The 26,210-nt window shown below is 75.5% G+C and carries 24 protein-coding genes; 13 read left to right on the top strand and 11 right to left on the bottom strand.

Annotation, left to right across the window (positions count from 1 at the left end):
* Nucleotides 1-135: 135 nt before the first annotated feature.
* The 6 genes from hemL to hemE all read right to left on the bottom strand — a co-directional run bounded on the left by hemL (nt 136) and on the right by hemE (nt 7,973).
* The gene (gene hemL, locus ACVW07_RS09650) at nt 136-1,494 is read right to left on the bottom strand and encodes a glutamate-1-semialdehyde 2,1-aminomutase (protein ID WP_456819034.1); all 1,359 of its coding nucleotides are present in this window, start codon (nt 1,492-1,494) and stop codon (nt 136-138) included.
* Nucleotides 1,491-2,528 (bottom strand): porphobilinogen synthase, encoded by a 1,038-nt coding sequence (gene hemB / locus ACVW07_RS09645; RefSeq protein ID WP_456821056.1) that lies wholly within the window; start codon nt 2,526-2,528, stop codon nt 1,491-1,493. The genes hemL and hemB overlap by 4 nt, the downstream gene beginning before the upstream one ends.
* 44 nt (nt 2,529-2,572) lie before the next feature.
* Nucleotides 2,573-3,970 carry a uroporphyrinogen-III synthase gene (locus tag ACVW07_RS09640; RefSeq protein WP_456819033.1) on the bottom strand — a complete coding sequence of 466 codons (1,398 nt, stop codon included), beginning with the start codon at nt 3,968-3,970 and terminating at the stop codon, nt 2,573-2,575.
* Nucleotides 3,967-5,067: a hydroxymethylbilane synthase gene (hemC, locus tag ACVW07_RS09635; protein ID WP_456819032.1), complete on the bottom strand. Its 1,101-nt coding sequence runs from the start codon at nt 5,065-5,067 to the stop codon at nt 3,967-3,969. The genes ACVW07_RS09640 and hemC overlap by 4 nt, the downstream gene beginning before the upstream one ends.
* A 204-nt stretch (nt 5,068-5,271) precedes the next feature.
* On the bottom strand, nt 5,272-6,903 hold the full coding sequence (locus ACVW07_RS09630) for a protoporphyrinogen/coproporphyrinogen oxidase (RefSeq protein ID WP_456819031.1): 1,632 nt from the start codon (nt 6,901-6,903) through the stop codon (nt 5,272-5,274).
* A 5-nt stretch (nt 6,904-6,908) separates the two neighbouring features.
* Nucleotides 6,909-7,973: a uroporphyrinogen decarboxylase gene (hemE, locus tag ACVW07_RS09625; protein ID WP_456819030.1), complete on the bottom strand. Its 1,065-nt coding sequence runs from the start codon at nt 7,971-7,973 to the stop codon at nt 6,909-6,911.
* Nucleotides 7,974-8,017: 44 nt separating this feature from the next.
* Between hemE and ACVW07_RS09620 the strand changes: the two genes are divergently transcribed.
* Entirely contained in the window at nt 8,018-9,268 is a 1,251-nt protein-coding gene (locus ACVW07_RS09620; protein ID WP_456819029.1) for a glutamyl-tRNA reductase, read from the top strand.
* A gap of 171 nt (nt 9,269-9,439) precedes the next feature.
* Here the strand turns inward: ACVW07_RS09620 and ACVW07_RS09615 are convergent, their stop codons facing one another.
* Complete coding sequence (locus tag ACVW07_RS09615; protein ID WP_456819028.1) at nt 9,440-10,312, bottom strand: hypothetical protein; 873 nt, start codon at nt 10,310-10,312, stop codon at nt 9,440-9,442.
* A gap of 381 nt (nt 10,313-10,693) precedes the next feature.
* On the opposite strand from ACVW07_RS09615, the gene ACVW07_RS09610 reads away from it, so the two are divergent.
* Complete coding sequence (locus tag ACVW07_RS09610; RefSeq protein ID WP_456819027.1) at nt 10,694-11,137, top strand: peptidoglycan-binding domain-containing protein; 444 nt, start codon at nt 10,694-10,696, stop codon at nt 11,135-11,137.
* Nucleotides 11,138-11,152: 15 nt separating this feature from the next.
* Here ACVW07_RS09610 and purB read toward each other — a convergent pair whose 3' ends face one another.
* Nucleotides 11,153-12,616: an adenylosuccinate lyase gene (gene purB, locus ACVW07_RS09605; protein ID WP_456819026.1), complete on the bottom strand. Its 1,464-nt coding sequence runs from the start codon at nt 12,614-12,616 to the stop codon at nt 11,153-11,155.
* Between the two features lie 132 nt (nt 12,617-12,748).
* Between purB and ACVW07_RS09600 the strand changes: the two genes are divergently transcribed.
* The 7 genes from ACVW07_RS09600 to ACVW07_RS09570 all read left to right on the top strand — a co-directional run bounded on the left by ACVW07_RS09600 (nt 12,749) and on the right by ACVW07_RS09570 (nt 18,828).
* A complete protein-coding gene (locus tag ACVW07_RS09600) occupies nt 12,749-13,456 on the top strand; it encodes a DUF4129 domain-containing protein (RefSeq protein ID WP_456819025.1) in 708 nt (235 codons plus the stop codon).
* Nucleotides 13,453-13,947 carry a hypothetical protein gene (locus ACVW07_RS09595; protein ID WP_456819024.1) on the top strand — a complete coding sequence of 165 codons (495 nt, stop codon included), beginning with the start codon at nt 13,453-13,455 and terminating at the stop codon, nt 13,945-13,947. The genes ACVW07_RS09600 and ACVW07_RS09595 overlap by 4 nt, the downstream gene beginning before the upstream one ends.
* Nucleotides 13,944-14,933, top strand: coding sequence for an AAA family ATPase (locus ACVW07_RS09590; protein ID WP_456819023.1), 990 nt, complete (start codon nt 13,944-13,946; stop codon nt 14,931-14,933). Before ACVW07_RS09595 ends, ACVW07_RS09590 begins: the two co-directional genes overlap by 4 nt.
* Nucleotides 14,930-16,306, top strand: a complete 1,377-nt coding sequence (locus ACVW07_RS09585) for a DUF58 domain-containing protein (RefSeq protein ID WP_456819022.1) — start codon at nt 14,930-14,932, stop codon at nt 16,304-16,306. The genes ACVW07_RS09590 and ACVW07_RS09585 overlap by 4 nt, the downstream gene beginning before the upstream one ends.
* Nucleotides 16,303-16,869, top strand: a complete 567-nt coding sequence (locus ACVW07_RS09580; RefSeq protein WP_456819021.1) for a hypothetical protein — start codon at nt 16,303-16,305, stop codon at nt 16,867-16,869. Before ACVW07_RS09585 ends, ACVW07_RS09580 begins: the two co-directional genes overlap by 4 nt.
* Before the next feature lie 160 nt (nt 16,870-17,029).
* Nucleotides 17,030-17,290: a hypothetical protein gene (locus ACVW07_RS09575; protein WP_456819020.1), complete on the top strand. Its 261-nt coding sequence runs from the start codon at nt 17,030-17,032 to the stop codon at nt 17,288-17,290.
* Nucleotides 17,287-18,828, top strand: coding sequence for a hypothetical protein (locus ACVW07_RS09570; protein WP_456819019.1), 1,542 nt, complete (start codon nt 17,287-17,289; stop codon nt 18,826-18,828). Before ACVW07_RS09575 ends, ACVW07_RS09570 begins: the two co-directional genes overlap by 4 nt.
* Before the next feature lie 41 nt (nt 18,829-18,869).
* Here the strand turns inward: ACVW07_RS09570 and ACVW07_RS09565 are convergent, their stop codons facing one another.
* Nucleotides 18,870-19,250, bottom strand: a complete 381-nt coding sequence (locus tag ACVW07_RS09565; protein WP_456819018.1) for a phage holin family protein — start codon at nt 19,248-19,250, stop codon at nt 18,870-18,872.
* A gap of 67 nt (nt 19,251-19,317) precedes the next feature.
* Here ACVW07_RS09565 and hisC point away from each other — a divergent pair, with 67 nt between their 5' ends.
* From hisC to ACVW07_RS09545, 4 genes are all read left to right on the top strand, one after another.
* Nucleotides 19,318-20,385, top strand: a complete 1,068-nt coding sequence (gene hisC, locus ACVW07_RS09560) for a histidinol-phosphate transaminase (protein WP_456819017.1) — start codon at nt 19,318-19,320, stop codon at nt 20,383-20,385.
* Between the two features lie 264 nt (nt 20,386-20,649).
* Nucleotides 20,650-21,810 (top strand): pyruvate dehydrogenase (acetyl-transferring) E1 component subunit alpha, encoded by a 1,161-nt coding sequence (gene pdhA, locus ACVW07_RS09555; RefSeq protein ID WP_456819016.1) that lies wholly within the window; start codon nt 20,650-20,652, stop codon nt 21,808-21,810.
* Nucleotides 21,807-22,838 carry an alpha-ketoacid dehydrogenase subunit beta gene (locus tag ACVW07_RS09550; protein WP_456819015.1) on the top strand — a complete coding sequence of 344 codons (1,032 nt, stop codon included), beginning with the start codon at nt 21,807-21,809 and terminating at the stop codon, nt 22,836-22,838. Before pdhA ends, ACVW07_RS09550 begins: the two co-directional genes overlap by 4 nt.
* A gap of 151 nt (nt 22,839-22,989) precedes the next feature.
* On the top strand, nt 22,990-24,741 hold the full coding sequence (locus tag ACVW07_RS09545; protein WP_456819014.1) for a dihydrolipoamide acetyltransferase family protein: 1,752 nt from the start codon (nt 22,990-22,992) through the stop codon (nt 24,739-24,741).
* A 246-nt stretch (nt 24,742-24,987) separates the two neighbouring features.
* Here the strand turns inward: ACVW07_RS09545 and ACVW07_RS09540 are convergent, their stop codons facing one another.
* Together ACVW07_RS09540 and ACVW07_RS09535 are read right to left on the bottom strand one after the other, a co-directional pair.
* The gene (locus ACVW07_RS09540) at nt 24,988-25,413 is read right to left on the bottom strand and encodes a hypothetical protein (RefSeq protein WP_456819013.1); all 426 of its coding nucleotides are present in this window, start codon (nt 25,411-25,413) and stop codon (nt 24,988-24,990) included.
* Between the two features lie 3 nt (nt 25,414-25,416).
* Nucleotides 25,417-25,950 carry a QcrA and Rieske domain-containing protein gene (locus ACVW07_RS09535; RefSeq protein WP_456819012.1) on the bottom strand — a complete coding sequence of 178 codons (534 nt, stop codon included), beginning with the start codon at nt 25,948-25,950 and terminating at the stop codon, nt 25,417-25,419.
* Nucleotides 25,951-26,210 lie beyond the last annotated feature (260 nt).

Here is a 26,210-nt window from a genome sequence, read left to right as displayed (position 1 = left end):
AGCCGGTCGGCCCGGCGCGCCGGGGCCGGTCCCAGGCTGCGGCCGGCGACGAACGCCCGCTCTCAGGCTGCGGCCGGCGACGACCGCCCCGCGGCTCCCGTCAGACGGCCCGCGACGAGCGCCCGGCGGCTGCCGTCAGACGGCCGGTGCGGACGCGGCAGCGGCGGCCCTCGCGGCGGCGGGCAGCGCGGACACGATGCGGTCCACGGCGGTGTCGTCGTGCGCGGAGGACACGAACCACGCCTCGAACGGCGACGGCGGCGCGTACACCCCGGCCTCCAGCAGCGCCCGGTGGAAGGGCGCGTACCGCCACGACTCCGTGGCCAGCACCGCCGCGTAGTCGCGTGCACCCGCGGCCCCACCGGAGCCGAAGAAGGTGCTGAACAGGTTCCCGGCCCACTGGACGGCGTGCGGCAGGCCCTCGGCGGCCAGCGCGGACGAGATCTCGGTACGGAGCTGGGAGGACACGGCGTCGATCTGCGCGTACACCGCCGCGTCCGCGAGCCGCAGCGTCGCGAGCCCTGCAGCCGTGGCCACCGGGTTCCCGGACAGCGTGCCTGCCTGGTAGACGGGGCCCACGGGCGCGAGCTGGTTCATGACGTCCCGGCGACCGCCGACGGCCGCGACCGGCAGCCCGCCACCGATGACCTTTCCGAACGTGAACAGGTCCGCGGCCCAGCCCTCGCGCAGGCCTTCGAGCCCCCACCAGCCGGAGAAACCGACCCGGAAGCCGGTGAGCACCTCGTCCTGGATCAGGAGCGCGCCGTGCTCGATGGTGATGCGGCGCAGCGCCGCGTTGAAGCCGGGCAGCGGCGGGACGACGCCCATGTTGGCGGGCGCGGCCTCGGTGACGACGGCGGCGATCCGGTCGCCGTGGGTGGCGAACGCCTGCTCGACGGCGGCCACGTCGTTGTAGGGCAGCACGATCGTCTCGGCGGCGACCGCGGCGGACACGCCCGCCGAGTCGGGCAGGCCGAGCGTCGCGACGCCGGAGCCGGCGGACGCGAGCAGCGCGTCGACGTGGCCGTGGTAGCAGCCGGCGAACTTCACGATCAGGTCGCGGCCGGTGAACGCCCGTGCGAGGCGCAGGGCGGTCATCGTGGCCTCGGTGCCCGTCGACACCAGGCGGATCTTCTCGGCGGCCGGCAGGCGGTGCCGGATCTCGGCCACGAGGTCCACCTCGGCGACGGTGGGTGCGCCGAAGCTCAGCCCGCGCCCGGCGGCGTCCTGCACCGCGGCGACGACCTCGGGGTGTGCGTGGCCGAGCAGCGCCGGACCCCAGGACCCGACGAGGTCCACGTACTCGTGCCCGTCGACGTCGGTGATGTACGCGCCGCGGCCGGAGGCGATGAACGGCGGCGTGCCGCCGACCGACCCGAACGCCCGCACCGGCGAGTTCACCCCGCCGGGGATCACGGCCTGGGCACGCGCGAACGCCTCGGCGCTCGTCGTGCCGCCGACCGTAGCCAGCTCCTCGACCCCGTACGGGCTCATCGGTTCTCCTCCGCCAGCCACCCGGCCAGCTCAGTTGCGAAGTACGTGAGGACGTGATCGGCACCGGCGCGCCGAATGCTGAGCACGGACTCCAGGATCGCCCGTTCGCGCTCGATCCACCCGTGCGCTGCAGCGGCCATGATCATGGCGTACTCACCCGAAACCTGGTAGGCGGCGACCGGAACGGTCGAGACGGCCGCGACGTCCGCGAGCACGTCCAGGTAGGACATCGCGGGCTTCACCATCACCACGTCGGCGCCCTCGGCGATGTCGATCGCCACCTCACGGGCCGCCTCCCGACGGTTCGCCGGATCCATCTGGTACGTGCGGCGGTCGCCGACCAGCGCGGACTCGACGGCGTCGCGGAACGGTCCGTAGAACGCGGACGCATACTTCGCGGCGTACGCGAGGACGGCGGTGTCGTGGAAGCCGGCGCCGTCCAGGGCGTCGCGCACGACCCCGGTCTGGCCGTCCATCATCCCGCTCAGCCCCACCAGATGGGCTCCGGCGGACGCCTGCGCGAGGGCCATCTCGGCGTACCGCACGAGCGTGGCGTCGTTGTCCACCGCGCCTGCCGGGGTGAGGACGCCGCAGTGGCCGTGGTCGGTGAACTCGTCGAGGCAGAGGTCCGCCTGGACCACGAGGGCGTCACCCACCTCGGCGATCGCGTCGGTGATCGCGACGTTGAGGATGCCGTCCGGCGCCGTGGCCTGCGACCCGACCGCGTCCCGCACGGTGGGGACGGCGAACAGCATCACGCCCCCGAGCCCGGCCTGGGCGGCCCCGGCGACCGCCTTGCGCAGGCTGTCGCGCGTGTGCTGCTCGACGCCGGGCATCGACGCGATCGGCCGTGGTTCGGTCAGCCCTTCACGGACGAACAGCGGCAGCACGAGCTGGGCAGGGTGCAGTCGGGTCTCGGCGACGAGCCGGCGCATCGCCGGCGTGGAGCGGACGCGGCGGGGACGGACCCGGCCCGGGTGCGGGGCGGCCTGCGTCCCGGGCTGCGTGCCGGGCTGTGTGCCGGGTGGCGTCACGGGCTGCGTCAGCGGGTGGGTCGCGGGCTGTGGGGTCGGGGTGCTCACGCGATCTCCTCGGGGCCGGGTGCGCCGGGCTGCTGCGGGACGGTCGGGGTGGAGCCGAGAGCAGGGAACGACGTCGCGCCTGCTCGTAGCGCCGGCCGTGCGGCGGGTGGCGAGGTCGGGGTCGGGGCGACGTCACCCGATCCGGTGACGGCCGAACGGGTGACGTCGGCGCTGACCTCCGTCGCGCCGACGCCGGTGCCGGTGCCCGTGCCGGTGGTGCTGTCGGTGTCGGTGTCGGTGCCCGTGCTGGTGCCGGTGCCCGTGCTGGTGCCGGTGCCCGTGCCGGTGCCGGTGCTGGTGCCGGTGCCCGTGCTGGTGCCGGCGGCACCGTCGCGGGCTGGTCCGGAGGTGGCTCCCGACCGGGTCTCGACGGCCTCGACCAGTGCGGCCACGAGGCCCGCCATCGTCTGGGCGGAGGCGATGGCCGCGAGCGGTAGGCCGAGCCGGGCCGTCTCCGCGGCGGTCGTCGGGCCGATCGCGACGAGCAACGTCCCGGCCGGCGGTGCGCCGAACCGGGCGGCGAGCTCACGGACGGTGCTCGCCGACGTCAGGAGCGCGGCGCGGATCTCGCCGTCCGACCACGCGGCGCGGACGTCCTCGGGCGGCGGTGGTGCCGGGACGGTCCGGTAGGCCACCACGTCGTCGACACGCCAGCCCCGGGCCCGCAGCCCGTCGGCGAGCGTCGGGCCCGCCAGGTCGCCCCGAGGGAACAGGACGCGCGGCCGCTCGTCGGGTGCGGGCCACGCGGCGACCAGCGCGGCGGCGGTGGACTCGCCGCGGGGCACCAGCTGCGGCTCCACACCGGCCTCCCGCAGGGCGCGCGCGGTGCCCGGCCCGACGGCGGCGACCTTGACCGTGCCGGCCGTCAGGAGGTCGGGCAACGAGCGCTCTGCGAGAGCGGCCCTGGCCACCAGCACCGGGACGGACGCGGCGCTCGTCACCGCGAGCCACCCGTACCAGCCGGCGCCGAGCGCCAGCAGGCCGTCGTCCAGGCCGGTGGGGTCGTCCGGGGGGATCGTCTCGACGAGGGGGACGAGCACCGCCTCGGCCCCGACTGCCGCGAGAGCCACCGCCGCCGGGCTGCTGCCCGCCACCGGTCGGGGCACGAGGACGCGCCAGCCGGCGAGCGGCCCGCGGAGCGGCCCTGAGAGCGGTTCGGCGGGCGCGCCGGCGAACGGGCCGACGGGCGGCCCGGCAGGCGCGCCGGCGAACGGGCCGGCGTGCGGCTCGGCGGGCGCGCCGGCGAACGGGCCGGCGGGCGGTTCGGCGGGCGTGCCGGCGAACGGGCCGGCGGGCGGCTCGGAGAGCGGCGGGCCCTGTGGTCCGGTGTGCGGTCCGAGGGCGGCGGTGGCCGGCGTCGGTCGCTCCTCGGGCGGGTCGGCCGGGCCGGTCATCGCGTCGCCCCGAGTTCGGCGAGGTCGGCGGCGCCGGCCTCCAGCAGCAGCTCGGCGAGGACCTCACCGAGGCGGCGGGCCGCGCGCTCCTCGGTCGCCCGGTCCGGTGTCCTGTCAGCGTCCCGCGACGGTGTCGGGCCGCCGTCCCGCGACGCTGTCGAGCCCGCGCCCTCCGACGCCGTGTGGACGGCGTGCGGCGGCTCGTCGGCCCACCGTGGCGACGAGGCGTCCCACTGCGTCACCGCCGACCGTCGCAGCGCGGCGGACCCGTCAGGTCGCACCACGACCGCGTGCAGCGTGAGCGTGCGGGCTGCGTCGTCGAGCTCGGCGAGCGCGCCGATGGGGGCGGCGCACCCGGCCTCCAGGCGTGCGAGCAGCGCCCGCTCGGCGAGGACCGCCAGACGGCTCGGGCGGTGGTCGAGCGCCCGGAGCGCACCTGCGAGCGGGCTCGACGCGTCGACGCCGGGGCCGGTGTCGCGCGTCTCGACCGCGAGAGCGCCCTGTCCGGGGGCGGGGAGCATGACGTCTGCGTCGAACACCTCCGTCACCGCGCTCAGCAGGCCGAGACGGGCGAGCCCGGCCCGGGCCAGGACGACGGCGTCGAGGTCGCCCGGCCCGCCTGCACCGGCGACCCGGCCCAGGCGGGTGCCGACGTTCCCGCGGATGTCGACGATCTCGAGGTCCGGGCGTGCGACCCGCAGCTGCGCGGCCCGCCGAGGCGACCCGGTGCCGACCCGGGCCCCCGGGGGGAGCGCGGCGAGGGTGAGGCCGTCGCGGGCACAGAGCGCGTCACGGGGGTCCTCGCGGGGCGGGACGGCGGCGAGCGCGAGCCCGGGGGGGTCGGAGGTCGGCAGGTCCTTGAGCGAGTGGACGGCGACGTCGCACCGGCCGTCGAGCAGCGCGTCCCGCAGGGCGGTGACGAACACCCCCGTCCCGCCGAGGCTGCTGAGCGAGCCGGTCAGGCGGTCACCCTCCGTGCGGATGCGGACCGTGTCGATGTGGACGTCGCCGAGGCGGGCGAGCGCGTCGGCCACGTGGCCGGTCTGCGTGAGGGCCAGTGCGCTGGCGCGCGTACCGATCCGGACGTCCTGAGGCATGTGCCCAGTCTCTCGCGACGGGCGGGGCGATGTCGAAGTCCGACGACCGCCCGGGAATTCGTCCGGAGACGACCTGACAGCCTGTCAGTAAATGCGTGCGGGCCGTCCCGCACAATGTGAGCCACGCCATTCGCGCGGTCGATGCCGACACATTGTCAGAACATTTGCCGAGAGAATGTGACGTGCGTCTCGTGGCGTGATCCGTCAGAGCAGGGAGCGCGCCGCCCGCCGGGCGTCGGGCACGACCGACGCGAGACCGTTGCCCGCGGCCCACGCCCCGCAGACGGCGAGACCCGGGACGGACGAGACCGACTCCCGGACCCGGGCGACGGCCGACTGGTGCGCCGCGCTCGGCCGGGGCAGGGCCTCGGTCCAGCGCACCACCGCGTGCCCGACGACGGCCTCCTGCCGCAACGGCAACCCCAGCAGCGTCGAGGCGTCACTCAGGGCCAGAGCGACGAGGGCGTCCTGCTCGGTGGGCAGCGCCGTGGGGTCGTCGCCCGCTCGACCGAACGAGAGCCGCACGACGTGCCGCCCCGCGCCCGCCGCCTCGGCGAGCCAGGCCCACTTGGCGGTGGCGTGGGTGAGGGCCTTGGCGCCGACGTCCGTCGCCGCCGGGGTCACCAGGACGCCGGTGCCCCGCGGGGCGGCGTCCAGGGCCGGCTCCTCGAGCACGAGCGTGACGAGCGTGACGGCGGCGCCGGCGTCGAGCAGCGCGGCGTCGTCCGGCTCGATGATCGGCTCCAGCAGGGCCGCCGCGGCCGGTGTCGCGAGCACCAGGCGCGACGTGCTGAGCCGCTGCGTCCCGCCGTCCGGCGACCGCGTCGCCACGGTGACCCGCCACCGGGCAGCGGCGACCGGTGCCGCGGGCTCCACGGGGACGTCCGGCTCCACGGGGACGTCCGGCTCCACCGGGACGACCTGCTCCACGGCGACGACCTGCGCGGACGTCCTCACCACGGCGCCGGCCCCCACCGCGTCGGCGACGAGCGCGTCGACGAGCAGGTGCATCCCGCCGGTGATCCCGAGGACGGCGCTCCCGGCCGGCGCAGCCGCGCGGACACGTGCGACGGCCCTCGCGAGAGACCCGCCCGACGAGCGCAGCGCGGCCGGCAGACCGGGCGCGACGGCGTCGACGGCCAGGTCGTCGGGGTCGGCGGCGTGCACACCGCCGACGATCGGTCGGACGAGGCGGTCCAGGACCCGTCGACCCATCCTCGCCCGTACCAGCGCGCCGAGCGTCGTCGCGCCCGCCCCGACCCGGGAGGGCAGCACCAGGTCCAGGCGTGCGCGCCACGCGCCGAGCACCCCGAGCGTGCGCCGCACGTCCGCCGCACCGGGCTCCGACGGGATGCCGAACAGGCCGGTGCGGGGCAGGGGACCGTCGCCCGACGGGAGGTGGACCCAGGAGCCGCGTGGCTGCGGTGCGCACACGAGATGGGTCAGCCCGAGCTCGTCGAGCAGGTCGGCGACGACCCCGCCCCGGGTCGCGAACGACTCGGCGCCGGCGTCCAGGGACAGGCCGGCGACCGTGTGCCCGCGGACGGCCCCGCCCGGTGCGTCGCGCCCTTCCAGCACGAGCGTGCGCAGGCCGGCGTGGGCGAGCTCCCGGGCGGCGACGAGACCGGCGACGCCACCGCCGACCACGATCGCGTCCCAGCCCGGCTCGTCGGACGCGTTGTGCTCGTCGGGCTGGTCGGACCCCTCGAACCCGTCGGACCCGTCGGGCCCGTCGGACGATGCTCCCGCGGCCGGCACGTCGTCGGAGCTGCCCGCGCCCGGCGCGGACCCGCGGGCCGACGGCGGACCGGCCGTGCCTGCGACCTGCGGGACCACGGCGGTCAGAGCGAGTGGACGAGCCGGACGATGCGGGTCAGCACGTCCGGGTCGGTCTCCGGCGGGACACCGTGCCCGAGGTTCACCACGTGGCCGGGGGCGGCCGCGCCGCGCGCGACGACGTCCCGGACGTGCGCCTCCAGCACCGGCCACGGCGCCGCGAGCAGGGCGGGGTCGATGTTGCCCTGCAGCGGCGTCGACCCGCCGAGTCGGCGGTTGGCCTCGTCGAGCGGCAGCCGGTAGTCGACCCCCACCACGTCCGCGCCGACGTCGCGCATCGCCACGAGCAGCTCGGAGGTGCCCGTCCCGAAGTGCACCGTGCGGACGTCCAGGTCGGCGATGCTCCCCAGGGCCCGGCCCGACGCGGGCGCCACGTGCGCGGTGTAGTCCGCGAGGCCGAGCGACCCGGCCCACGAGTCGAAGAGCTGCGCGGCGCTGGCCCCGGCGAGCACCTGGGCCCGCAGGAACGCGCCGGTGAGGTCCGCGGCCCACTCGGTGAGCGCGGTCCACGTCGCCGGGTCGGCGTGCATGAGCGTGCGGGCGGCGAGGTGGTCGCGCGACGGGCCGCCCTCGACGAGGTAGGCGGCGAGCGTGAACGGTGCCCCGGCGAACCCGATCAGCGGCGTCGCACCGAGGGCCGCGACGGTCAGCGCGACGCCCTCCGACACGGGCGCCAGCCGCTCGGCCGTCAGTGGGCCGAGGTCCCGCAGCCGCGTGACGTCGTCGGCCGTGCGCACCGGCGCGCTCATCACGGGACCCACACCGGGCTTGATCTCGACGTCGACCCCGGCCAGCTTGAGCGGGACCACGATGTCGGAGAAGAAGATCGCGGCGTCCACGTCGTGCCGCCGGACGGGCTGCAGCGTGATCTCGGAGGCCAGCGCGGGCGTCAGGCAGGCCTCGAGCATCGCGGTGCCGGCGCGGGCCTCCCGGTACTCCGGCAACGACCGCCCGGCCTGCCGCATGAACCACACGGGACGCCGCTCGGGACGCTCGCCGGAATAGGCACGGACGAGCGCCGAATTCGTGGTGCGGCCGTCGACGAGCGGGTGCGCGGAAGGAAGGGTCACGTCCCGATTGTGCCGGACAAATGTCGGGGTGATTCAATCGGGGCGTGGTGCTGCTGTCCCTCGTCGCCAGTCACCACGATCTCGACCTCACCGTGCTGGAGCGTCTCTCCTCGGACGTGCACGCCGTGGGTCGCGAGCTCGTGGGCGGGGCGTCCTCCGTGACGGGTGCCGTCGTCCTCGCGACGTGCAACCGCTTCGAGCTGTACCTGGACACGGACGAGCCGGCTGCCGCCCTGGGTGCCGCGGGCGCGGCGGTCGCCGCCCGGTCGGGGTACACCCGCGAGCAGGTCATGTCCCACCTGAGCCCGCTGACCGGGCCGGACGCGGCCGCTCACCTCTTCGGCGTGGCCAGCGGGCTCGAGTCGATGGTGGTGGGGGAGCGGGAGATCGCCGGACAGGTCCGCCGCGCGCTCACCACCGCCCGCCGCGACGGCACCACGACGTCGTCCCTCGAGTCGCTGTTCCAGGCCGCGTCCCGCGTCTCCCGCAAGGTGGAGGCCGCGACGGGCCTCGGGGCGACGGGCCGGTCGGTGGTGGGCGTCGCCCTCGACATCGCCGAGCAAGGGCTCCGGACGTGGCCGGAGGTCCGGTGCGTGCTGATCGGTACCGGCTCCTACGCGGGCGCGTCGCTCGCGGCCCTCAAGGCGCGTGGCTGCAGCGACATCCGGGTGTACTCGCCCAGCGGTCGCGCGGGCCAGTTCGCCGCCGCCAGGGGCGTGCGGTCCGTGCCGGCGGGCGCCGACCTGGCCGCCGAGCTGTCGGACGTGGACCTCGTCGTCGCGTGCAGCGGCGCCGCCGGTGCGGTGCTCGGCGTCGACGCGCTCGCCGCCGCCAGGACCGGCTCCGACCGGCCGCTCACCGTCGTGGACCTGGCGCTGCAGCACGACGTCGACCCGGGCGTCCGGTCGCTGCCCGGTGTCCGGCTGGTCAGCCTGCACACGGTCAGCGAGCACGCGCCTGCCGAGCACGCGGCCGTCGAGACCGCACGGGACCTGGTCTCGGACGCGGCACAGGAGTGGGAGGCCGAGCGGCGGGTCCGCGAGTGGAACCCGGCCGTCGTCGCGGAGCGCGTGCGGGTCCTGGGTGGCCTCGCGCAGCAGCTCGACGCGCGGCCTGACGACCACCGCGACGAGCGTGCCGAGCGCGCGCTGCGCCGTCGCACCCGCGCGGCCCTGCACGGGCCGACCGTCCGGGCCCGCGACGCGGCCCGGAGCGGGGACGTCGCGTCGTACGCCGAGGCCCTCGCCGAGCTCGCGGCCATCCCGGTCCCCAAGGTGGCGGTGCCGACGGCCTGACCGGCCGGCTCGACACCCGGCGTGCACGTCGAAGGGCGGGCGTCGATGTCGACGCCCGCCCTTCGACGGAACAGATGCGTGCCGGGCCTGGACGGGGGGGAGGGCCAGGCCCGGCACGCGCCTCGCGGGGTCACGACGCCGTTGGCGTGCCCCTGGCTTGGGTGGGTGCGGTCAGCTGCGTACCGCGTGGTGCTGCGGAGCGGCGGGACCGGGGGCCCACGTGTGCGGGACGACCTGGTTGGTCTGGATGTCCGTGAGCTCCGCGGCGTACACCACGGCCTCGTAGACGCCGGCCTCGACCCGGTCGAGCTGCAGGCTCTCCGCGCGGTCGATGTCGTCACCGAGGTGCGAGATGCGGGCGACGACGTAGCGCTGGGAGTCCTGCCACTGGTCGACGACCCGGACGCTCAGGCCGTTCCACCGTGCCGTCAGGTCGAGCTCGAACAGCTCGGTGACGTCCTCGCGGGCGACCCGGCGGTACCAGCGGCCCGAGGGAGCCTGGTGGAAGCCGGTCTCGGCGAGCGGGGGGTTGGCCAGGGCCATGACGACGGTGTGGCCACCGTCGACCACGTCCGCCTCGAGGTAGGCGCCGTGCCACTTGGCGACGGGTCCGACGCAGCGGGACAGGGACGCGAGCGCGGGGCGGGGGGCCCCGAGCTGCGCGACGGTCCAGCCGGTGCCGACGTCGCCGTAGCGGGCGAGCAGCGTCTGCGAGCCGTTGTCGTAGATCCGGACGAGCTCGGCGCCCGGGGGGATGCGGGAGTGCCGCAGCCACCACAACGGGAGGATGTAGCCGGGGACGTCGCGGTACTGGAGCTGGGGGGACGACTCGAACCGCAGCACGTCGATGGAGCGGTCGTACGGGCTGAACGGGGAGCCGTAGTAGCCGAGGCCGTGGACCTCGAACAGCTGGGCGGGCGTGGTCGCGAACGCGACGTCCTCTGCACGGACGACGTATCCCGCCACGCGGTCATGTCCTGCGGTGAGGATCGCCCGGGTCAGTGCGGGGGTGATCGCCTTCTGCATGAGGGTCACGATGGGCATCCTTGCGCCGTAGATCGGATGGAACCGGAGGAACCAGACGGATCGGTGCACGATTGTGCAGGGTTTTCAGGGCGTATGTCCAGGTTGCCTCACTCCTTCGAGTGAAGGCGCAGGTCACCGACTAGGAGAACGTTTTTATCGAAACGCTTCAACAACGTGCAGTGCTGCTAGGCAGTGATCCCATGACCTGCGCTTGGGCGGTCGCGGACCGTTCCGGACAGCCTATGTTGCCCTGAAATGTCCGGATAGGCCGTTCGGGGATCCGGACCTCCTCGACCGGTCCAACGAACGCGACAAATCCGGCGTGTCGGACAGCCGGCTCTGCTGAGATGTGGCAGCGCCGGCACCTGCCGGCGTACCCCGACCGCCCGAGGAGGCGATGTGTTCCGCCGTGTCATCTCAGCGTCGTTCGCACTGCTGGTCCTGGCCGGGTTCGTGACCGCTGCCGCACCCGCTGCGAACGCCGTCTCGCTCCCGACCTGCAACACCAAGTACAGGTTCGGCATCGCCACGGACTACCCGGTGTGGTGGCCGTCGAGCACCAGCGGCGACTGGGAGTACGAGTGCCTCCTGGCCCAGGGCAACGTCGGCACCGGCGTGAAGGTCCTGCAGACGGCGCTCAAGTACTGCCTCGGCTACGACCTGGGCACGTCGGGCGTCGACGGCAACTTCGGACCCCGCACGAAGTCGGCGCTGCAGTCGTTCCAGCGTTCCAATGGGCTCACCGCCGACGGCATCTACGGCCCCAACACCCTCGACCGGATGAAGATGCCGAGCGAGGTCCCGGTGTCGGGCAGCTTCTACTGCCGGGCGTTCAACCCGTGACCGGGGCCTGACCGCTCAGCGGTCCAGGTACTCCACGAGCTCGGCGGCGAGCCCGGTGTACGACGCCGGGCTCAGCTCCGAGAGCCGTGCGGTGACGTCGTCGGGCAGCCCGAGCCCGGCGACGAACCCGCGCATGTCGTCGGCGGTCAGGCGACGGCCCCGGGTGAGCTCCTTGAGCCGCTCGTAGGGGTTCTCCATGCCGGTCACCCCGGCGACCGACGCGGCGCGCATCGCGGACTGCACGGGCTCGCCGAGCACCTCCCAGTTCTCGTCGAGCTCGCGGGCCAGCAGGGCCTCGTCGACGGTGAGCGCCCGCAGGCCGCGACGGACGTTGTCGATGGCGAGCAGCGAGTGGCCGAGGGCGGGCCCGATGTTGCGCTGGGTCGTCGAGTCGGTGAGGTCGCGCTGCAGCCGGCTGGTGACGAGGGTCGACGCGAGCGTGTCGAGCAGCGCCGAGGACAGCTCGAGGTTGGCCTCGGCGTTCTCGAACCTGATCGGGTTGACCTTGTGCGGCATGGTCGACGAGCCCGTCGCGCCCGCCACCGGCACCTGGATGAAGACGCCGCGCGAGATGTACGTCCACACGTCGGTCGCGAGGTTGTGCAGCACCCGGTTGAACCGGGCGACGTCGGCGTACAGCTCGGCCTGCCAGTCGTGCGACTCGATCTGCGTGGTCAGCGGGTTCCACGTGAGGCCGAGGTGCTCCACGAAGGTGCGGCTGACCGTCGGCCAGTCCGCGCCCGGGACCGCCACCACGTGCGCGCCGTACGTCCCGGTGGCGCCGTTGAGCTTGCCCAGGTACTCGTCGGACGCGATCCGCCGGAGCTGACGACGCAGGCGGTGCGCGAGCACCGCGAGCTCCTTGCCGAGGGTCGTCGGGGTGGCGGGCTGCCCGTGCGTCAGGGCGAGCAGCGGGACCGCCGCGTGCTCGTGGGCCATCGCGGCGACCTCGTCGACCAGCGCGTGCGCCGCGGGCAGCCAGACGTCCTGCACCGCGCCGCGCACCATCAGCGCGTACGACAGGTTGTTGACGTCCTCGCTCGTGCAGGCGAAGTGCACCAGCTCGCTCACGTCCGGCAGGACCGTGCCGTCCAGCACGGAGGGCGCGTCGGCGAGGCGCTTCTTGAGGAAGTACTCGACGGCCTTCACGTCGTGCACCGTGACGCGCTCGATCTCGGCGAGCTCCGCGACCTCGTCGGGCCCGAACGCCGTCACGACGTCCCGCAGGTACCGCTCCTCCGCCGGGCTCAGCCGCGGGGCGCCGGGCACGACCGCGTGCGACGTGAGGTGGATGAGCCACTCGACCTCGACGTGGACGCGCTCGCGGTTGAGCGCCGCCTCCGACAGGTGGTCGACCAGAGGGGCGACCGCGCCGCGGTACCGCCCGTCCAGCGGGCCGAGCGCGATCGGCGGGGTGGCCTCGGCGAGACGGACCCGTGCGGGCGCGGGCGAGGAACCGGTCACGTCAGGGGAGGCCATGCGCCCATCATCCCAGAGCGCGTGCGGCCTTCGCCGCCGGGGTCCACCCCGTGCACGCCCGGTCAGTAGCCTGACGGCATGCCCGGGTCCGACGCCCGGGCGCGACCGTCCTCCAGCCCGCCGAGGAGCCCCGTGGCGCAGCCCAGCCGCCTGCCGGCCGCCGTTCTCGGCGTGGGCGCGCTCGTGGTCCTCACGGTGCTGGCCGCGGCCGGGGCGGGGCCGTGGTCGCTCGACGTGCACGAGGGCGTCCGCCCGGACCCGGGCGACCCGGCGCTCGTGGCGGAGAGCCTGTTCCCGTCCCACGCTCCGGTGACACCCACGGACACCTCCACGCCGCCGTGGGTCATGTTCGTGGTGCTCGTGCTGGTCGTGCTGACCGTCGTGGGGCTGCTGGCCGTGCTCGCCCGGTGGCTCGTCCGGCTGGTGCGGGCGCGGCTGCAGCCGGCGACCCTCGACCGCTCCCCGCCGGCCGGTGAGGCCGGTCTGGGACCCGACCACCGGGTCCCCGCCATGCAGGACGGCGTCCGCCGGGCGGTCCGGGAGCTCGACGACGAGCAGCCGCCGGGCGACGCGGTCGTCGCCGCCTGGGTCGCGCTGGAGCACGCCGCGGCGTCGGGCGGGCTGGTCCGCGACCGGGCGGAGACGGCCACGGAGTTCACCGTCGACGTGCTGGACGCGACGAACGCCGACCCGGCCGCCACTCGAGCGCTCCTCGACCTGTACCTGGCCGCCCGGTACAGCGGCCACGCGCTCACCGCCGATGACGTCGCGAGCGCCCGCCGCAGCCTCGCGACCATCGCCGAGGGGCTCGCGAGCCGGCGCCAGGAGGCACAAGGATGAGGTGGTGGGAGCGCCGCTGGCAGCCCGTGGCCACGTTCCTCGTGCTGGCCGGGATGTCGTGGGCCGGCGGCCTGCGGTCCTGGTCGCCGGTGCTCGTCGGGCTGGCGGGTGCCGCGCTCGCGGTCGTGCTGCTGCGGATCGACGCGGAGCCGGAGCCCCGGTGGGCGCGACCCGCCGCCCCCCGTCTGCACGGTGTGCGCGGCGACGTGCAGGACCTGGCCTGGACGATGGTCGGCCGGGACAAGCGGGTCGGCGAGTGGGTGCTGCGCCGGCTCCGCCTCGTCGCGACCACCCGTCTGGCGCGGCACGGCCTGCGCCTCGGCGCGGCGGAGGACGACGGGGCCGTCGAGGCGCTCGTCGGGCAGCGCGCGTTCACCACGCTCACCCGGTACTCGTCGCCCCTGCCGACCCTGCCCGACGTGCGGCACACGCTCGACGTCCTCGAAGCCCTCGGCACCGACCGACCCACGACCCCCCGGAGCACCCCATGACCGTCACCCCGCTGTCCGTCGCCGACGTCGCCGACCAGGGCAGGGCGGTCCTGGACGAGGTGGCCACGGTCGTCGTCGGGATGGGCGAACCGCTCGAGACGGCCCTCGCGGCCGTCCTCGCGGGCGGCCACGTGCTGTTCGAGGACGTGCCGGGGCTCGGCAAGACGCTCGCGGCGCGGTCGCTCGCCACCGCCCTGGGCCTGGAGTTCCGGCGGGTCCAGTGCACGCCCGACCTGCTGCCGTCCGACATCACGGGGTCGTCGGTGTTCGACCCGGCGACCACGACCTTCCAGTTCCGGCCCGGCCCCGTGTTCGCCGGGCTGCTGCTCGCCGACGAGATCAACCGGACCGCCCCGAAGACCCAGTCGGCGCTGCTGGAGGCGATGGCCGAGCGCCAGGTCACGGTCGACGGCCGCACGTACCCGCTGCCCGAGCCGTTCCACGTGGTCGCCACGTCGAACCCCGTGGAGTACGAGGGCACGTACCCGCTGCCCGAGGCGCAGCTGGACCGCTTCATGGTGCGCCTGGCCGTCGGGTACCCGGGTCGTGACGGGGAGGTCGACGTGCTGTCCCGGCGGCTCGGCCGGCGCCAGGAGGGCGCGACCGTGCGGACCGTCGTGGACGCCCGCACGCTGCTGGCGATGCAGGCCGGCGTCGAGGCGGTCGACGTGGACGCCGACATCCTGCGGTACTGCGTGGACCTGGCGGCGGCCACCCGCGCCGAGGACGCGGTGGAGATCGGGGCCTCGCCGCGCGGGTCGCAGGCGCTCGTGCTCGTCGCCCGCGCCCGCGCCGTGCTGCACGGGCATGACTTCGTGACACCGGAGGACGTCAAGGCCGTGGCCGTGCCCGCGCTCGCGCACCGGCTGTCCCTCACCCCGCAGGCGTGGGCCGCGGGCCTCGTGCCGCAGCGTCTCGTCGAGGACATGCTGCGCCGGGTCCCCGGCCCGACGACGACCCGGCGGACCGTCGCGGACGCCGTGTGAGCGCCCGGTGGCCGCGGACCCGGGCGTCGGCCGGGTCGATCGCCGTAGGGGCGCTGCTGCTCGTGGGTGGTGCGCTCACAGGTCGCGCGGACGTCGCCGTGCTCGGCGCCGCGCCGCTGGTGGCGGGGGTGTGGGACTGGCGTCGGCGGCCCACCGCCGACGTGGTGGTGCGGCTCGCCGGGGCCGACGGCGTGCCGGAGCCGGGGCGCATGGAGTCGGTGGTCGAGGTGGTGGCGCCCGACGGCGTGCCCGGTGTGCTCGTCGGGCTGCGCCGCGGCGGGCGCGAGCTCGCGGAGGTGCTCGTGGCGGTGCGCGGTCCCGAGCCCGGCGCGGCTGCGACCGCGCCCCCTCCCGAGGCCGTGTCCCCTCTCGACCCTGTGCCGTCCCCTGCCACCGGGGTCTCGACCCGGCGGCTGCGCGTCGTCGTGCGGACGGTGCGGACCGGCGTGCTGGAGGTCGCCACCGTGGACGCCCAAGGAGTCGGTCCGGGTGGCGCGAGCGTCTCCGTCCCGACGCCGCCCGTCACGCGGGGGACCGTGGTGCTGCCGGCCCGTCGGGCGCTCGGAGCCGTCCCGCTCCCGCACCGGCTGCGCGGGCTCACGGGCGCGCACGAGTCCCGCCGGCCCGGCGAGGGCGGCGGCCTGCGCGACGTGCACCCGTTCACCCCCGGCGACCGGCTGCGACGTGTGGACTGGCGTGTCACCGCCCGGCGCTCGCCGGACCTGCGGGAGCTGTACGTGCGCCGGGAGCACGCGCTCGCCGAGGCGGTCGTGATGCTGGTGCTCGACTCGCGGGACGACGTCGGCCCCGACCCCCTCACGTGGCGCGGGTCCGTCCCGCCGCGGGCGCAGGACCCGACGTCCCTGGACCTCGCGCGCGGTGCGGCCGCGTCCGTCGCCGAGACCTACCTGGGCCAGGGCGACCGGGTCGGGCTCGACGACCTGGGCGTGCGACGGCGCCCGCTGCCTCCCGGCGGCGGACGGCGCCAGCTCGACCGGATCCGGCACGCGCTCGCCGTGACCCAGCCGCAGGGCGAGCCTGCCGTGCGGCGGCGAGCCCCACGGCTGCCGTCCGGCGCGCTCGTGCTGGTGTTCTCGACGTTCCTCGACGACGAGGCCGCCCTCGCAGCCGCGCAGTGGCGCCACCTGGGCCACCGGGTCGTCGCCGTCGACGTGCTGCCGACCCTGCACGTGGGGCACCTCGGCGACCGTGAGCGGATCGCGGTGCGCCTGATCGGCCTCGCGCGTGAGGACAGGCTCGCCGACCTGGCCGAGCGGGACGTCGAGGTGGTGACCTGGGGGAACGCGCCGGAGGTCGCGCTCGCGACGCTCGCGCGGCAGGCCCGGCGACGGGCCGGGGCGGGGTCCCGATGAGGCTCCCGTCGCGCGGTACCGGGGCGCCGGAGATCGAGGTCCGGCTCGGTCGATGCGTCTCCGCGCTGGCCCTGTGCGTCGCGCTCGGCGTGCTCGGCTGCCTGCTCGTGGGCGTCGCGTTCTCGAGCACCGGGACGCCGCCGGCTCCCGGGGTCCTCGTCGGTTTCGTGGCGCTCGCGGTGGCGACGGCGATCCGGCCCCGTGCGGTGCTTCCCGGGCTGCTCGTGGGCCTCGTCGGGCTGCGTGTGCTGCTCACCGGGCCGCCACCGTTGCTCGCACTGATGGCGCTCGTCCTCCTCGTGCACCTCGTGCTGTGGTGCGCCGCCGTGGCCGCGCGGACGTCGGCCCGGGCGCGGGTGGAGGTGGCCGTCCTCGGCGCCATGCTCGGGGATGTCGCCTGGGTGCAGGTCGGGGCGCAGGTGCTCACCGTCGGTGCGGTCCTCGTGTCGGGCGCGTCGCTGGCGGGTGGGGACGTGCTGCGGGTGGTGGCGATCGTCGGGGCGATGCTGGCCGCCGGGCTGGTGCGGTCGCCACCCGCCACCGCGTGGTGGCAGCGGCGGTAGGCCGACCGGTGCCGGTGCCGGTGCCGGTGTGCGTGTCGGTGCCGGTGCCGCGGTAGGCAGGCCCGTCGGGGCGTCCACAGCCCCCGTGCCCGGGTGTGCACGCGCCGGGCGGTGGCGGACCGCGGCCGGCCCACCCGCGGCTCGCCCTAGCGTCCGGGTCATGCAGCGCACAGGTCCTCACCTCGCGCGTGCGCTCGACGACGTCGAGGCCGCACGGCGGGCTCTCGCGCTCGCGCAGCAGGTGCCCTGGGTCTCCGCGGCTGCCGACGGGTACCGCGCGGTCCTCGCCGACGCGTCGGCCCGGACCGCCGCCGTCCGGTCGGGCGTCGAGGCCGCCGTGCTGCCGGTGGCCGCCCTCGACCTGGCTGCCCTCGACCTGGCGGTCGGCCATGGCGCGGTCCCTGGCGGGTGGGAGTGGTGACGCTCGGCCCGGACGTCGGGTCGGGGTTCACGGTCGCGGGCGGCCGGGGCCCGACCGTCGCGGACCTCGACGACCTCACGCACGCGGTCACGGCCCTGGAGACCGCTGTCCGGCGGCTCGACCAGGCGTCCGACGCGCTGGCCGTCGCCCAAGACGCCGCCGTGGCCCGGCTCCTCGACCGCCCGGCCGAGGCGCACGCCGCCATGGGCGCGCTGACCGCCGCCCGCACCGGCGCCGCGTCACCGGCACGGGCCGCCGACGACCTGCGGGAGGTCGCCCGACGGCTCCGTCAGGTCGTGGAGGGATACGACCGCGCCGAGTCGTGGGTGCACCGGCTGATGCGGTCGGCGCTGGAGGCGGCGGCCGCGGACGCCGGGTCGACGTGGTTCCTCACCGGCTCCTTCGCGCTTCCCGTGCTCGCCGGTGGTGCGGTCGCGACGGCCGACGGCGTCGCGCTGCACGGGCTGACCGCCGCACTCCGGGAGAAGGACCCCGGCGCCATGCTCCGCGCGCTGCGCCGGGACCTCGAGGACGCGCCCGGACGGCTGCTCGCCGACGGCAGGGCCGAGCTCGCCCTCGACGTGCTCGCCCAGTACCTGGTGGGGATCGGCCGGCGGCTCGGACTCCCCGCGGAGCACGCCGTACCCGTCGTGGCACGGCTCGTCGCGGGCCACCTCCCCGACGCCGGCCCCACGGTGGTGCTTCCCCGGCACCACCCGTCGCAGCTCGACGCCCCGCGGGACGCCGCCGACCTGCTCCGGAACGTCGCCCGCTCCTACGGTCCGGGGTCTGCCTCCAGCGCACCGGGGACGCCCGACGGCGCGATCACCATCCAGCGCCTCGACCACCCCGACGGTGCCCGGAGCTGGGCCGTCGAGATCCCGGGCACCGAGACGTGGGACCTCGACGCCGACGTCCCGACCGACCTGACCACCAACCTGCGCCTGATGGCGGGCCTCCCGGACGACATGTCCGGCGCCGTGATCGAGGCCATGCGCCAGGCCGGCATCCCGCCCGACGAGCCCGTCGTGCTGGCGGGGCACAGCCAGGGCGGCATGGTCGCGGTGAAGGTCGCCGCCCTGTCAGTGGGCCTCTTCGACCTCCGCGCGGTGGTCACCGCCGGGTCGCCGGACCTCCCGACGACGGTGCCGTCCGGGGTCCCGACCCTGCACGTCCGGCACCGCCAGGACGTGGTGCCCCTGACGGACGGCGAGCCCGACGACGCCTCGGACCGCGTCGTGGTGCTCGAACGCCGGCTTCCGGCCACCGACGCACGAGGGGAGCCGAGCCTCGTCGAGGCCCACGCCGTCGGCACCTACGTCGAGACCGTCGTCGCGGCCCGTTCGGCGGCGGCGACCAGCCCCGCGCTCCGTGCGTTCGACGACGCGCTCGCCGAGGTGCTCGGCCCCGACGGCACCACCGCCGTCACCCTGCAGTACCAGGCGACGCGGGACCCGGAGCTCGTCCGGACCGACCCCGCCACCGGCCTTCCCCGACCGGCCACCCTCGGGCCGGCGCTCGCCGGAGGCCGGCCATGAGCGGCCAGGATCCGAGGACCGGACCGTGGGGAACGGACCGGTCAGTCCTGGCTCTCGGGGATGAGGACGGACAGCACGAAGCTGACGACCGAGATGATCAGCCCGCCGAGCACAGCGGTGCCGAAGCTGTCGATGCGCAGCCCCCAGGACGTCAGCCCGGTGATCCATGCGGTGAGCATGAGCATCAGCGCGTTCACGACCAGCGTGAACAGGCCGAGCGTGAGGATGTACAGCGGGATCGACAGGAACGACACGATCGGCTTGACGATCGCGTTGACGAGCCCGAACACGAGGGCGATGAGCGCGATGATGCCCGCCGTCTCCCAGCTCGAGTCGCCGCCGACGACCTCGAGCCCGGACAGGACGAGCGTCGCGAGCCAGATCGCGACACCGTTGATGAGCACGCGGAGCACGAAGGGCATGGCGCGATCCTGCCATGCGCGCCGGTCCCGCCACGGTCGGGCCGCACCGGGATGGCATGCTGTGCCGGTGAGCCGCGTCCCCCTCCGCAGGGCCTTCGCCGACCTCCCGCCGTACGTCCCCGGTGCTCGCGTCCCGGTCGGGGCCGCCGCGTACAAGCTCTCGTCGAACGAGAACCCGTACCCGCCGCTGCCCTCCGTGGTCGCTGCCGTCGCGGACGCCGCGGTCGACATCAACCGCTACCCGGACATGTACGCCACGGAGCTGACGGAGGCCGTCGCCGCGTCGCTGCTCGTGCCGCCGGAGTCCGTCGTGACCGGGTGTGGCTCGGTCGCGGTGCTCGGGCACGTGCTGCAGGCGGTGTGCGAGAGCGGTGACGAGGTCGTCATGCCCTGGCGCTCGTTCGAGGCGTACCCGATCGCGGTCACGCTCGCCGGCGCGGTGGGCGTCCCGGTCCCCGTCGGGGCCGACGGGCGTCTGGACCTGCGGGCGCTCGCGGCCGCCGTGACGCCGCGGACCCGCGCGGTGCTGGTGTGCACCCCGAACAACCCGACGGGCCCGGCCGTGCACGCGGACGAGCTCGCCGAGCTCCTCGCCGCCGTCCCCAAGGACGTGCTCGTGGTGCTCGACGAGGCCTATGTCGAGTTCGTCCGCGACCCGCAGGCGGCCGACGGGCTCGCGCTGTACGCGGAGCACCCCAACGTGGTGCTGCTGCGCACGTTCTCCAAGGCCTACGGGCTGGCCGGTCTGCGGGTCGGGTACGCCGTCGCACGGCCGCGGCTCGCGGCGGGGATCCGGATGGCGTCGACGCCGTTCGGTGTCTCCCACGTCGCGCAGCTCGCCGCGCTCGCGTCGCTGCGGGCCACCGGGGAGCTGATGGCGCGCGTCGACAAGCTCGTGGTCGAGCGGACCCGTCTGCTCGACGGGTTGCGTGCTCAGGGCTGGACCGTGCCGGACAGCCAGGCGAACTTCGTGTGGCTCCCGCTCGGGGACCAGTCGTCGGCGTTCGCGGAGCGCACGGCCCGCGCCGGGGTGCTGGTGCGCCCGTTCGCCGGGGACGGGGTCCGGGTCAGCGCCGGCGAGCGGGAGGCCACCGACCTGCTGCTCGAGGTCACGGCGGAGTCCTCTCCGCGCTGACCTGGGCAGATGCCCAGGACCAAGGTCCGATGCGGTCCGGGCACGGCCTGGTAGGCCTCGGCCGACGGTTCCCGAGGGCCTGTAGGGACCCCACAACCCGCTCCGGCGAGCCTTGTGCGTCGACTTCTGGAGGAACCTACGGTCGCGTAGCCTACGCTGACGTAGGTTCGCCCCCCAGGCCTCCGACGAGAGCGTCCGTGGGGGGAGCCACCGACCGGCACCACCCGGAGCGGCCCCCGCCGCGGCACGCGAAGGAGACCACGCGTGGGCATCACCGGCCCCCAGACAGGCGACCCGCTCACCGGCGACGGGCTCGTGCAGCTGCTCACCCCCGAGGGCGTACGCACGCCCCACCCCACCTACGACGCACAGGTCGCCCACCTCGACGCGGAGGCGCTGCGCGGCCTGTACCGCGACATGGTGCTCGTCCGGCGGTTCGACACCGAGGCGACCGCGCTGCAGCGACAGGGCGAGCTGGCCCTGTTCGCCCAGTGCCTCGGCCAGGAGGCGGCGCAGATCGGCTCCGGCCGGGCGCTCGCCGCGCAGGACCACGTGTTCCCGAGCTACCGCGAGCACGGCGTCGCCCACACGCGCGGCGTCGACCTCGCGGACGTCCTCCGGCTGTTCCGCGGCGTCGACCACGGCGGCTGGGACCCGGTGGCCCACGGCTTCCACCTCTACACGCTCGTGATCGGCTCGCACACGCTGCACGCCACCGGGTACGCGATGGGCCTGCAGCGCGACGGCTCGGTGGGCACGGGCGACCCCGGCCGCGACGCCGCCGTCGTCACCTACTTCGGCGACGGCGCCACGTCGCAGGGGGACGTCAGCGAGGCGCTCGTGTTCGCCGCCGTGAACAACGCGCCGGTGGTGTTCTTCTGCCAGAACAACCAGTGGGCCATCTCGGAGCCGACGAGCAAGCAGTCCCGGGTCCCGCTGGCCGACCGCGGGCCTGGGTTCGGCGTCCCCTCGGTGCGGGTCGACGGGAACGACGTCCTCGCGACGTACGCCGTCACCGCCGAGGCGCTGGAGCGGGCGCGGTCCGGCGGGGGCCCGACGTTCATCGAGGCCTACACCTACCGGATGGGTGCGCACACCACGTCCGACGACCCGTCCCGGTACCGCTCCTCGGCCGAGGAGGAGTCCTGGCGCCTGCGGGACCCGATCGACCGGCTGCGCACCCATCTCGAGGAGCGCGGCGACCTGCCGGACGCCTTCGTGGAGGAGCTCGCCGCCGAGGGGAACGCGCTCGGCGAGCGCATCCGCGCCACCGTGCGGGCGATGGGCCACCCGTCGCCCGCGTCGATGTTCGAGCACGTCTACGCCAGCCCGCACTCGGTCGTCGAGGGGGAGCGCGTGTGGTTCGAGCAGTACGAGGCGTCGTTCGCCGACGGCGCCCGCGCCGGAGAGGGGAGCCAGCGGTGAGCACCACGACCGACACCGTCCGCTCGACGGACCAGACCCCCGGCGGCGTCCAGCGCCTGACGTTCGCCAAGGCCATCAACCTCGGCCTGCGGCGCGCGCTCGAACAGGACGCCAAGGTCCTCCTCATGGGCGAGGACATCGGCAGGCTCGGCGGCGTGTTCCGGGTGACCGACGGGCTGCAGAAGGACTTCGGCGCGGACCGCGTCGTCGACACCCCGCTGGCCGAGTCGGGCATCGTCGGCACGGCGATCGGGCTCGGGCTGCGCGGCTACCGGCCGGTCTGCGAGATCCAGTTCGACGGGTTCATCTTCCCGGCCTTCGACCAGATCACGACACAGCTGTCGAAGATGCACTACCGCTCCCGCGGCCGGCTCACGGTCCCCGTCGTCATCCGCGTGCCGTACGGCGGCGGCATCGGGGCGGTCGAGCACCACAGCGAGTCGCCCGAGGCGCTGTTCGCGCACACGGCCGGGCTGCGGGTGGTGAGCCCGTCGAGCCCCGCCGAGGCGTACTCGATGATCCAGCAGGCGATCACCTCGCCCGACCCCGTGCTGTTCTTCGAGCCGAAGGGCCGCTACTGGGAGAAGGGCGACGTCGACCTCGACGCCGCACCGGCCGGGCAGCTGCTCGACAAGGCCCGCATCGTGCGGGCCGGTACGGACGTCACGCTCGTCGCGTACGGCCCGACGGTGCAGACCGCGCTCAAGGCCGCGGACACTGCGGCCCAGGAGGGCACGAGCATCGAGGTGGTGGACCTGCGCGCCCTGTCCCCGCTGGACACCGCGACCGTCGCCGAGTCCGTCCGCAAGACGGGTCGCTGCGTCGTGGTCCACGAGGCGCCCGTGCTCTACGGGTCCGGTGCCGAGGTGGCCGCCCGGATCACCGAGGAGTGCTTCTTCCACCTGCAGGCCCCCGTGCTGCGCGTCGGCGGGTTCCACGCGCCGTACCCGGTCGCCAAGATCGAGCACGACTACCTTCCCGGGCTCGACCGGGTCCTCGACGCCGTCGACCGCTCACTCGCGTTCTGACGGCTCCTGCGTCGCCTCGCCACCACGCCCGGCGAGGCGACGCAGCCCACCCGCGACGCGCCGACCGACCGACAGCTGACCCGCCGACCGCTGACCCACCGCCGACCGACCGCTGACCGACCCAGCCCGCAACGGCCGAGGAGACCACACCGTGCCGACGTACCTGCAGTTCCCGCTCCCGGACGCCGGCGAGGGCCTGACCGAGGCCGAGATCGTCGCGTGGCACGTCGCGGTCGGGGACACCGTCGAGGTCAACCAGACGATCGTCGAGATCGAGACCGCCAAGTCCCTCGTGGACCTGCCGTGCCCCTGGGCGGGCGTCGTGAGCGCGATCCTCGTCGAGCCCGGCCAGACGGTGGACGTGGGCACGCCCATCATCGAGATCGACACCGATCCCGCCGGGTCCGACCCCGCACCCGTCGCTCCGGCGCACGGAGCACGGGATGCGGCGGATGTGGCGGGCGCGTCCGACGGGGTGGACGGCGCGACCGACGCGTCCGTGGCGCGCTCTGCGCACGGCGGCGCCATCGAGCACGGGCACCGCGGCGACGGCCGGCGGCACGAGGGCGTGGAGCCCGGCGGCGCCGACGAGATCGAGGCGGCCCGCGCGAGCACCGCGGCGTCGGCACCGGCGGCACCCGATGGAGCGGGCGGAGCGGGCGGAGCCGCGGGAGCGGGCGGACCCGCGGGAGCGGGCGGACCCGCGGGAGCGGGCGGACGCGACGGAGCGGACGGACGCGACGGAGCGGACGGACCCGGTGCAACCGCCGCACCCGGCGGGACGCGGGAGTCGGTGCTCGTCGGGTACGGGCTCGCGGAGCCGGGCGCAGGGCGCCGCCCGCGGGCGACGGGGGCCGCCGGGCCGGTGGCCGTCGCGCCGGTCGGTGCTCCCACGAGGGCAGCGACGGCCGTACCGACGGCCGTACCGACGAGCACAGCGAAGGCCGCACCGGCGAGCGCACCGGCGGGCGCTCAGCCGACCAGGACGGCGTCGACCCGCCACGCGCTCGCCAAGCCCCCGGTGCGCAAGCTCGCCCGCGAGCTCGGCGTCGATCTGGACTCGCTCACCCCCACCGGCCCCGGGGGCATCGTCACCCGCGAGGACGTGCTCGAGCGTGCCTCCCAGGCAGAGGCCCGCACGCTGGCGACGTACCCCGGCGACGACCTGCCGTGGCTCGCGACCGGCACCGTCTCGAGCGACGGCCGCCAGACGAGGGTCCCGGTGAAGTCGGTCCGCAAGCGGACGGCGGAGGCGATGGTGACGAGCGCGTTCACGGCGCCGCACGTCACCGTGTTCCAGACCATCGACGTGACGCGCACCATGAAGCTCGTGGAGCGGCTGCGCGCGGACCGGGAGTTCGCCGACGTCCGGGTCACGCCGCTGCTCATCGCGGCCAAGGCCCTGATCCTGGCCGTCCGGCGCCACCCCGACGTCAACGCGAGCTGGGACGACGCCGCGCAGGAGATCGTCTACAAGCACTACGTGAACCTCGGGATCGCCGCCGCCACGCCGCGAGGGCTCGTGGTGCCCAACGTCAAGGACGCCCATCGGCTCGGCCTGCTGGACCTGGCGAAGGGCATCGCGGAGCTCACGGGCACCGCCCGCGCCGGCCGCACCAGCCCGGCGGACATGGCGGACGGCACCATCACGATCACCAACGTCGGGGTGTTCGGCATCGACACCGGTACCCCGATCCTCAACCCGGGCGAGGCAGCGATCCTCGCGTTCGGCGCCATCCGGCTGCAGCCGTGGGTGCACAAGGGAAAGGTCAAGCCGCGGCACGTCACGCAGCTCGCGCTGAGCTTCGACCACCGCCTCGTCGACGGCGAGCTCGGGTCGCGCGTGCTCGCGGACGTGGCGGCCACTCTCGCCGACCCGGCCCAGGGGCTCGTCTGGGGCTGAGCACCGGGTCCGGCGCTGAGAACCGAGTCCAGCGGGGAGCACCGAGTCCAGCGGGAGCACGGAGTCCGGCCATGGGCACCGGGTCCGACGCGGAGCACCGAGTCCGGCGCTGGAACCGAGTCCGGCGCTGAGCACCGCGTCCGGCGGCTGACCTCCTGGTCCGGCGGAGGGAACCCGGTCCGGCTGAGCACCGGGCCGCCCGTCGGGCACGCAGCCGGACCGGCGGCTCGCGGTCGCGCGAGCTGGTCAGCCGCGGGCGGGTCGCTCCACGACCAGGCCGACGACGCCGAGCGCGACCGCACCTGCCTCGGAGACGGCGGAGAGCCACACCGGGATGCCGGACCACCGCTCGTGCACCTGGAAGAACCCGCTCGGCGTCGTCGAGATGATGAACGCGGTGAGCGTCGCCAGGCCGAACCCGATCGAGCCGACCAGCGGCAGCCAGTGCCGCCACACCAGCAGCAGGATGCCGAGCACGATGCCGCCGATCCCGTTCAGCAGGAACGCCGGACCCACCACGGACAACGACTTCATGCCGCCGGCCCACAGGTCGAGGTGGACGACGGCGGAGAGCATCACGCAGGCAGCCGCCAGGCCGCGGACCACGTCGGACAGGGCCGTCGGGCCGGTGTGCCACGTGGACGCGGTGCGTGCCGCGGTCGACGTCGCCATGGGTCAGGCCTTCCCCGCGAGGACCGCGCCGTCAACGACGTGCACGTCGAAGTGCGGCAGCGGTGAGGGTGCGGGGCCGCCGGTGTTCTTGCCCTCGAGGTCGAACGTCGAGCCGTGGCACGGGCACGCCAGGTGGTCGTCGTCGGGGGCGACCGTGCAGCCCTGGTGCGTGCAGATCGCCGACAGGCCGACGACCGTGCCGGCCTCCGGCTGGGTGAGCAGGATCGGCTTGCCGTCCGCGTCCTGAGCCGCCAGGGCGCCGCCCACGGGGATGTCCGCGAGCTGGGCGAGCGACCCGTCCGCGGCGGGCGATCCCGTCGTGCCGCCGTCCGCACCGGACGAGCTGCCGGACGACTCGTCGGAGGGCCCGCTGCAGGCTGCCAGCACGCCGGCGGCGGCGACCCCGACGGCCGCGACGCCCGCGCGGACGAGGACCTGACGGCGGTCGAGGCAGCCGGCGCAGTCGTGCGGGCCGGACGGATGGTGCGCAGGATCGGCGGGACGGGTGTCGCTCGGCGCGGTCTCGGTCAGGGACATGTCGGCCTCCTCAGGACGGCACGCGCCGTCACAGGGAGAAACGACGCGCACCCGGCCGAGGTTCACCTCGGGCCGGCGGGGCGGCGGGCCGGCGGGGCGGCCGAGCGGCCAGGAAGTCGCGCGGCCGGGCCGGACAGGCGGGCGCGCAGGCGGGCGCGCAGGCGGGCGGGCGGGCAGGTGAGCGGCCGGGCGCGCAGGCGGGCGGGCGGGCGGGCAGGTGAGCGGCCGGGCGCGCAGGCGGGCGGGCAGGTGAGCGGCCG

The sequence above is a fragment of the Cellulomonas sp. URHB0016 genome (assembly GCF_054057935.1).
Note: the sequence above shows the minus strand (reverse complement) of the source record. Positions and strands in the feature narration are given on the sequence as shown.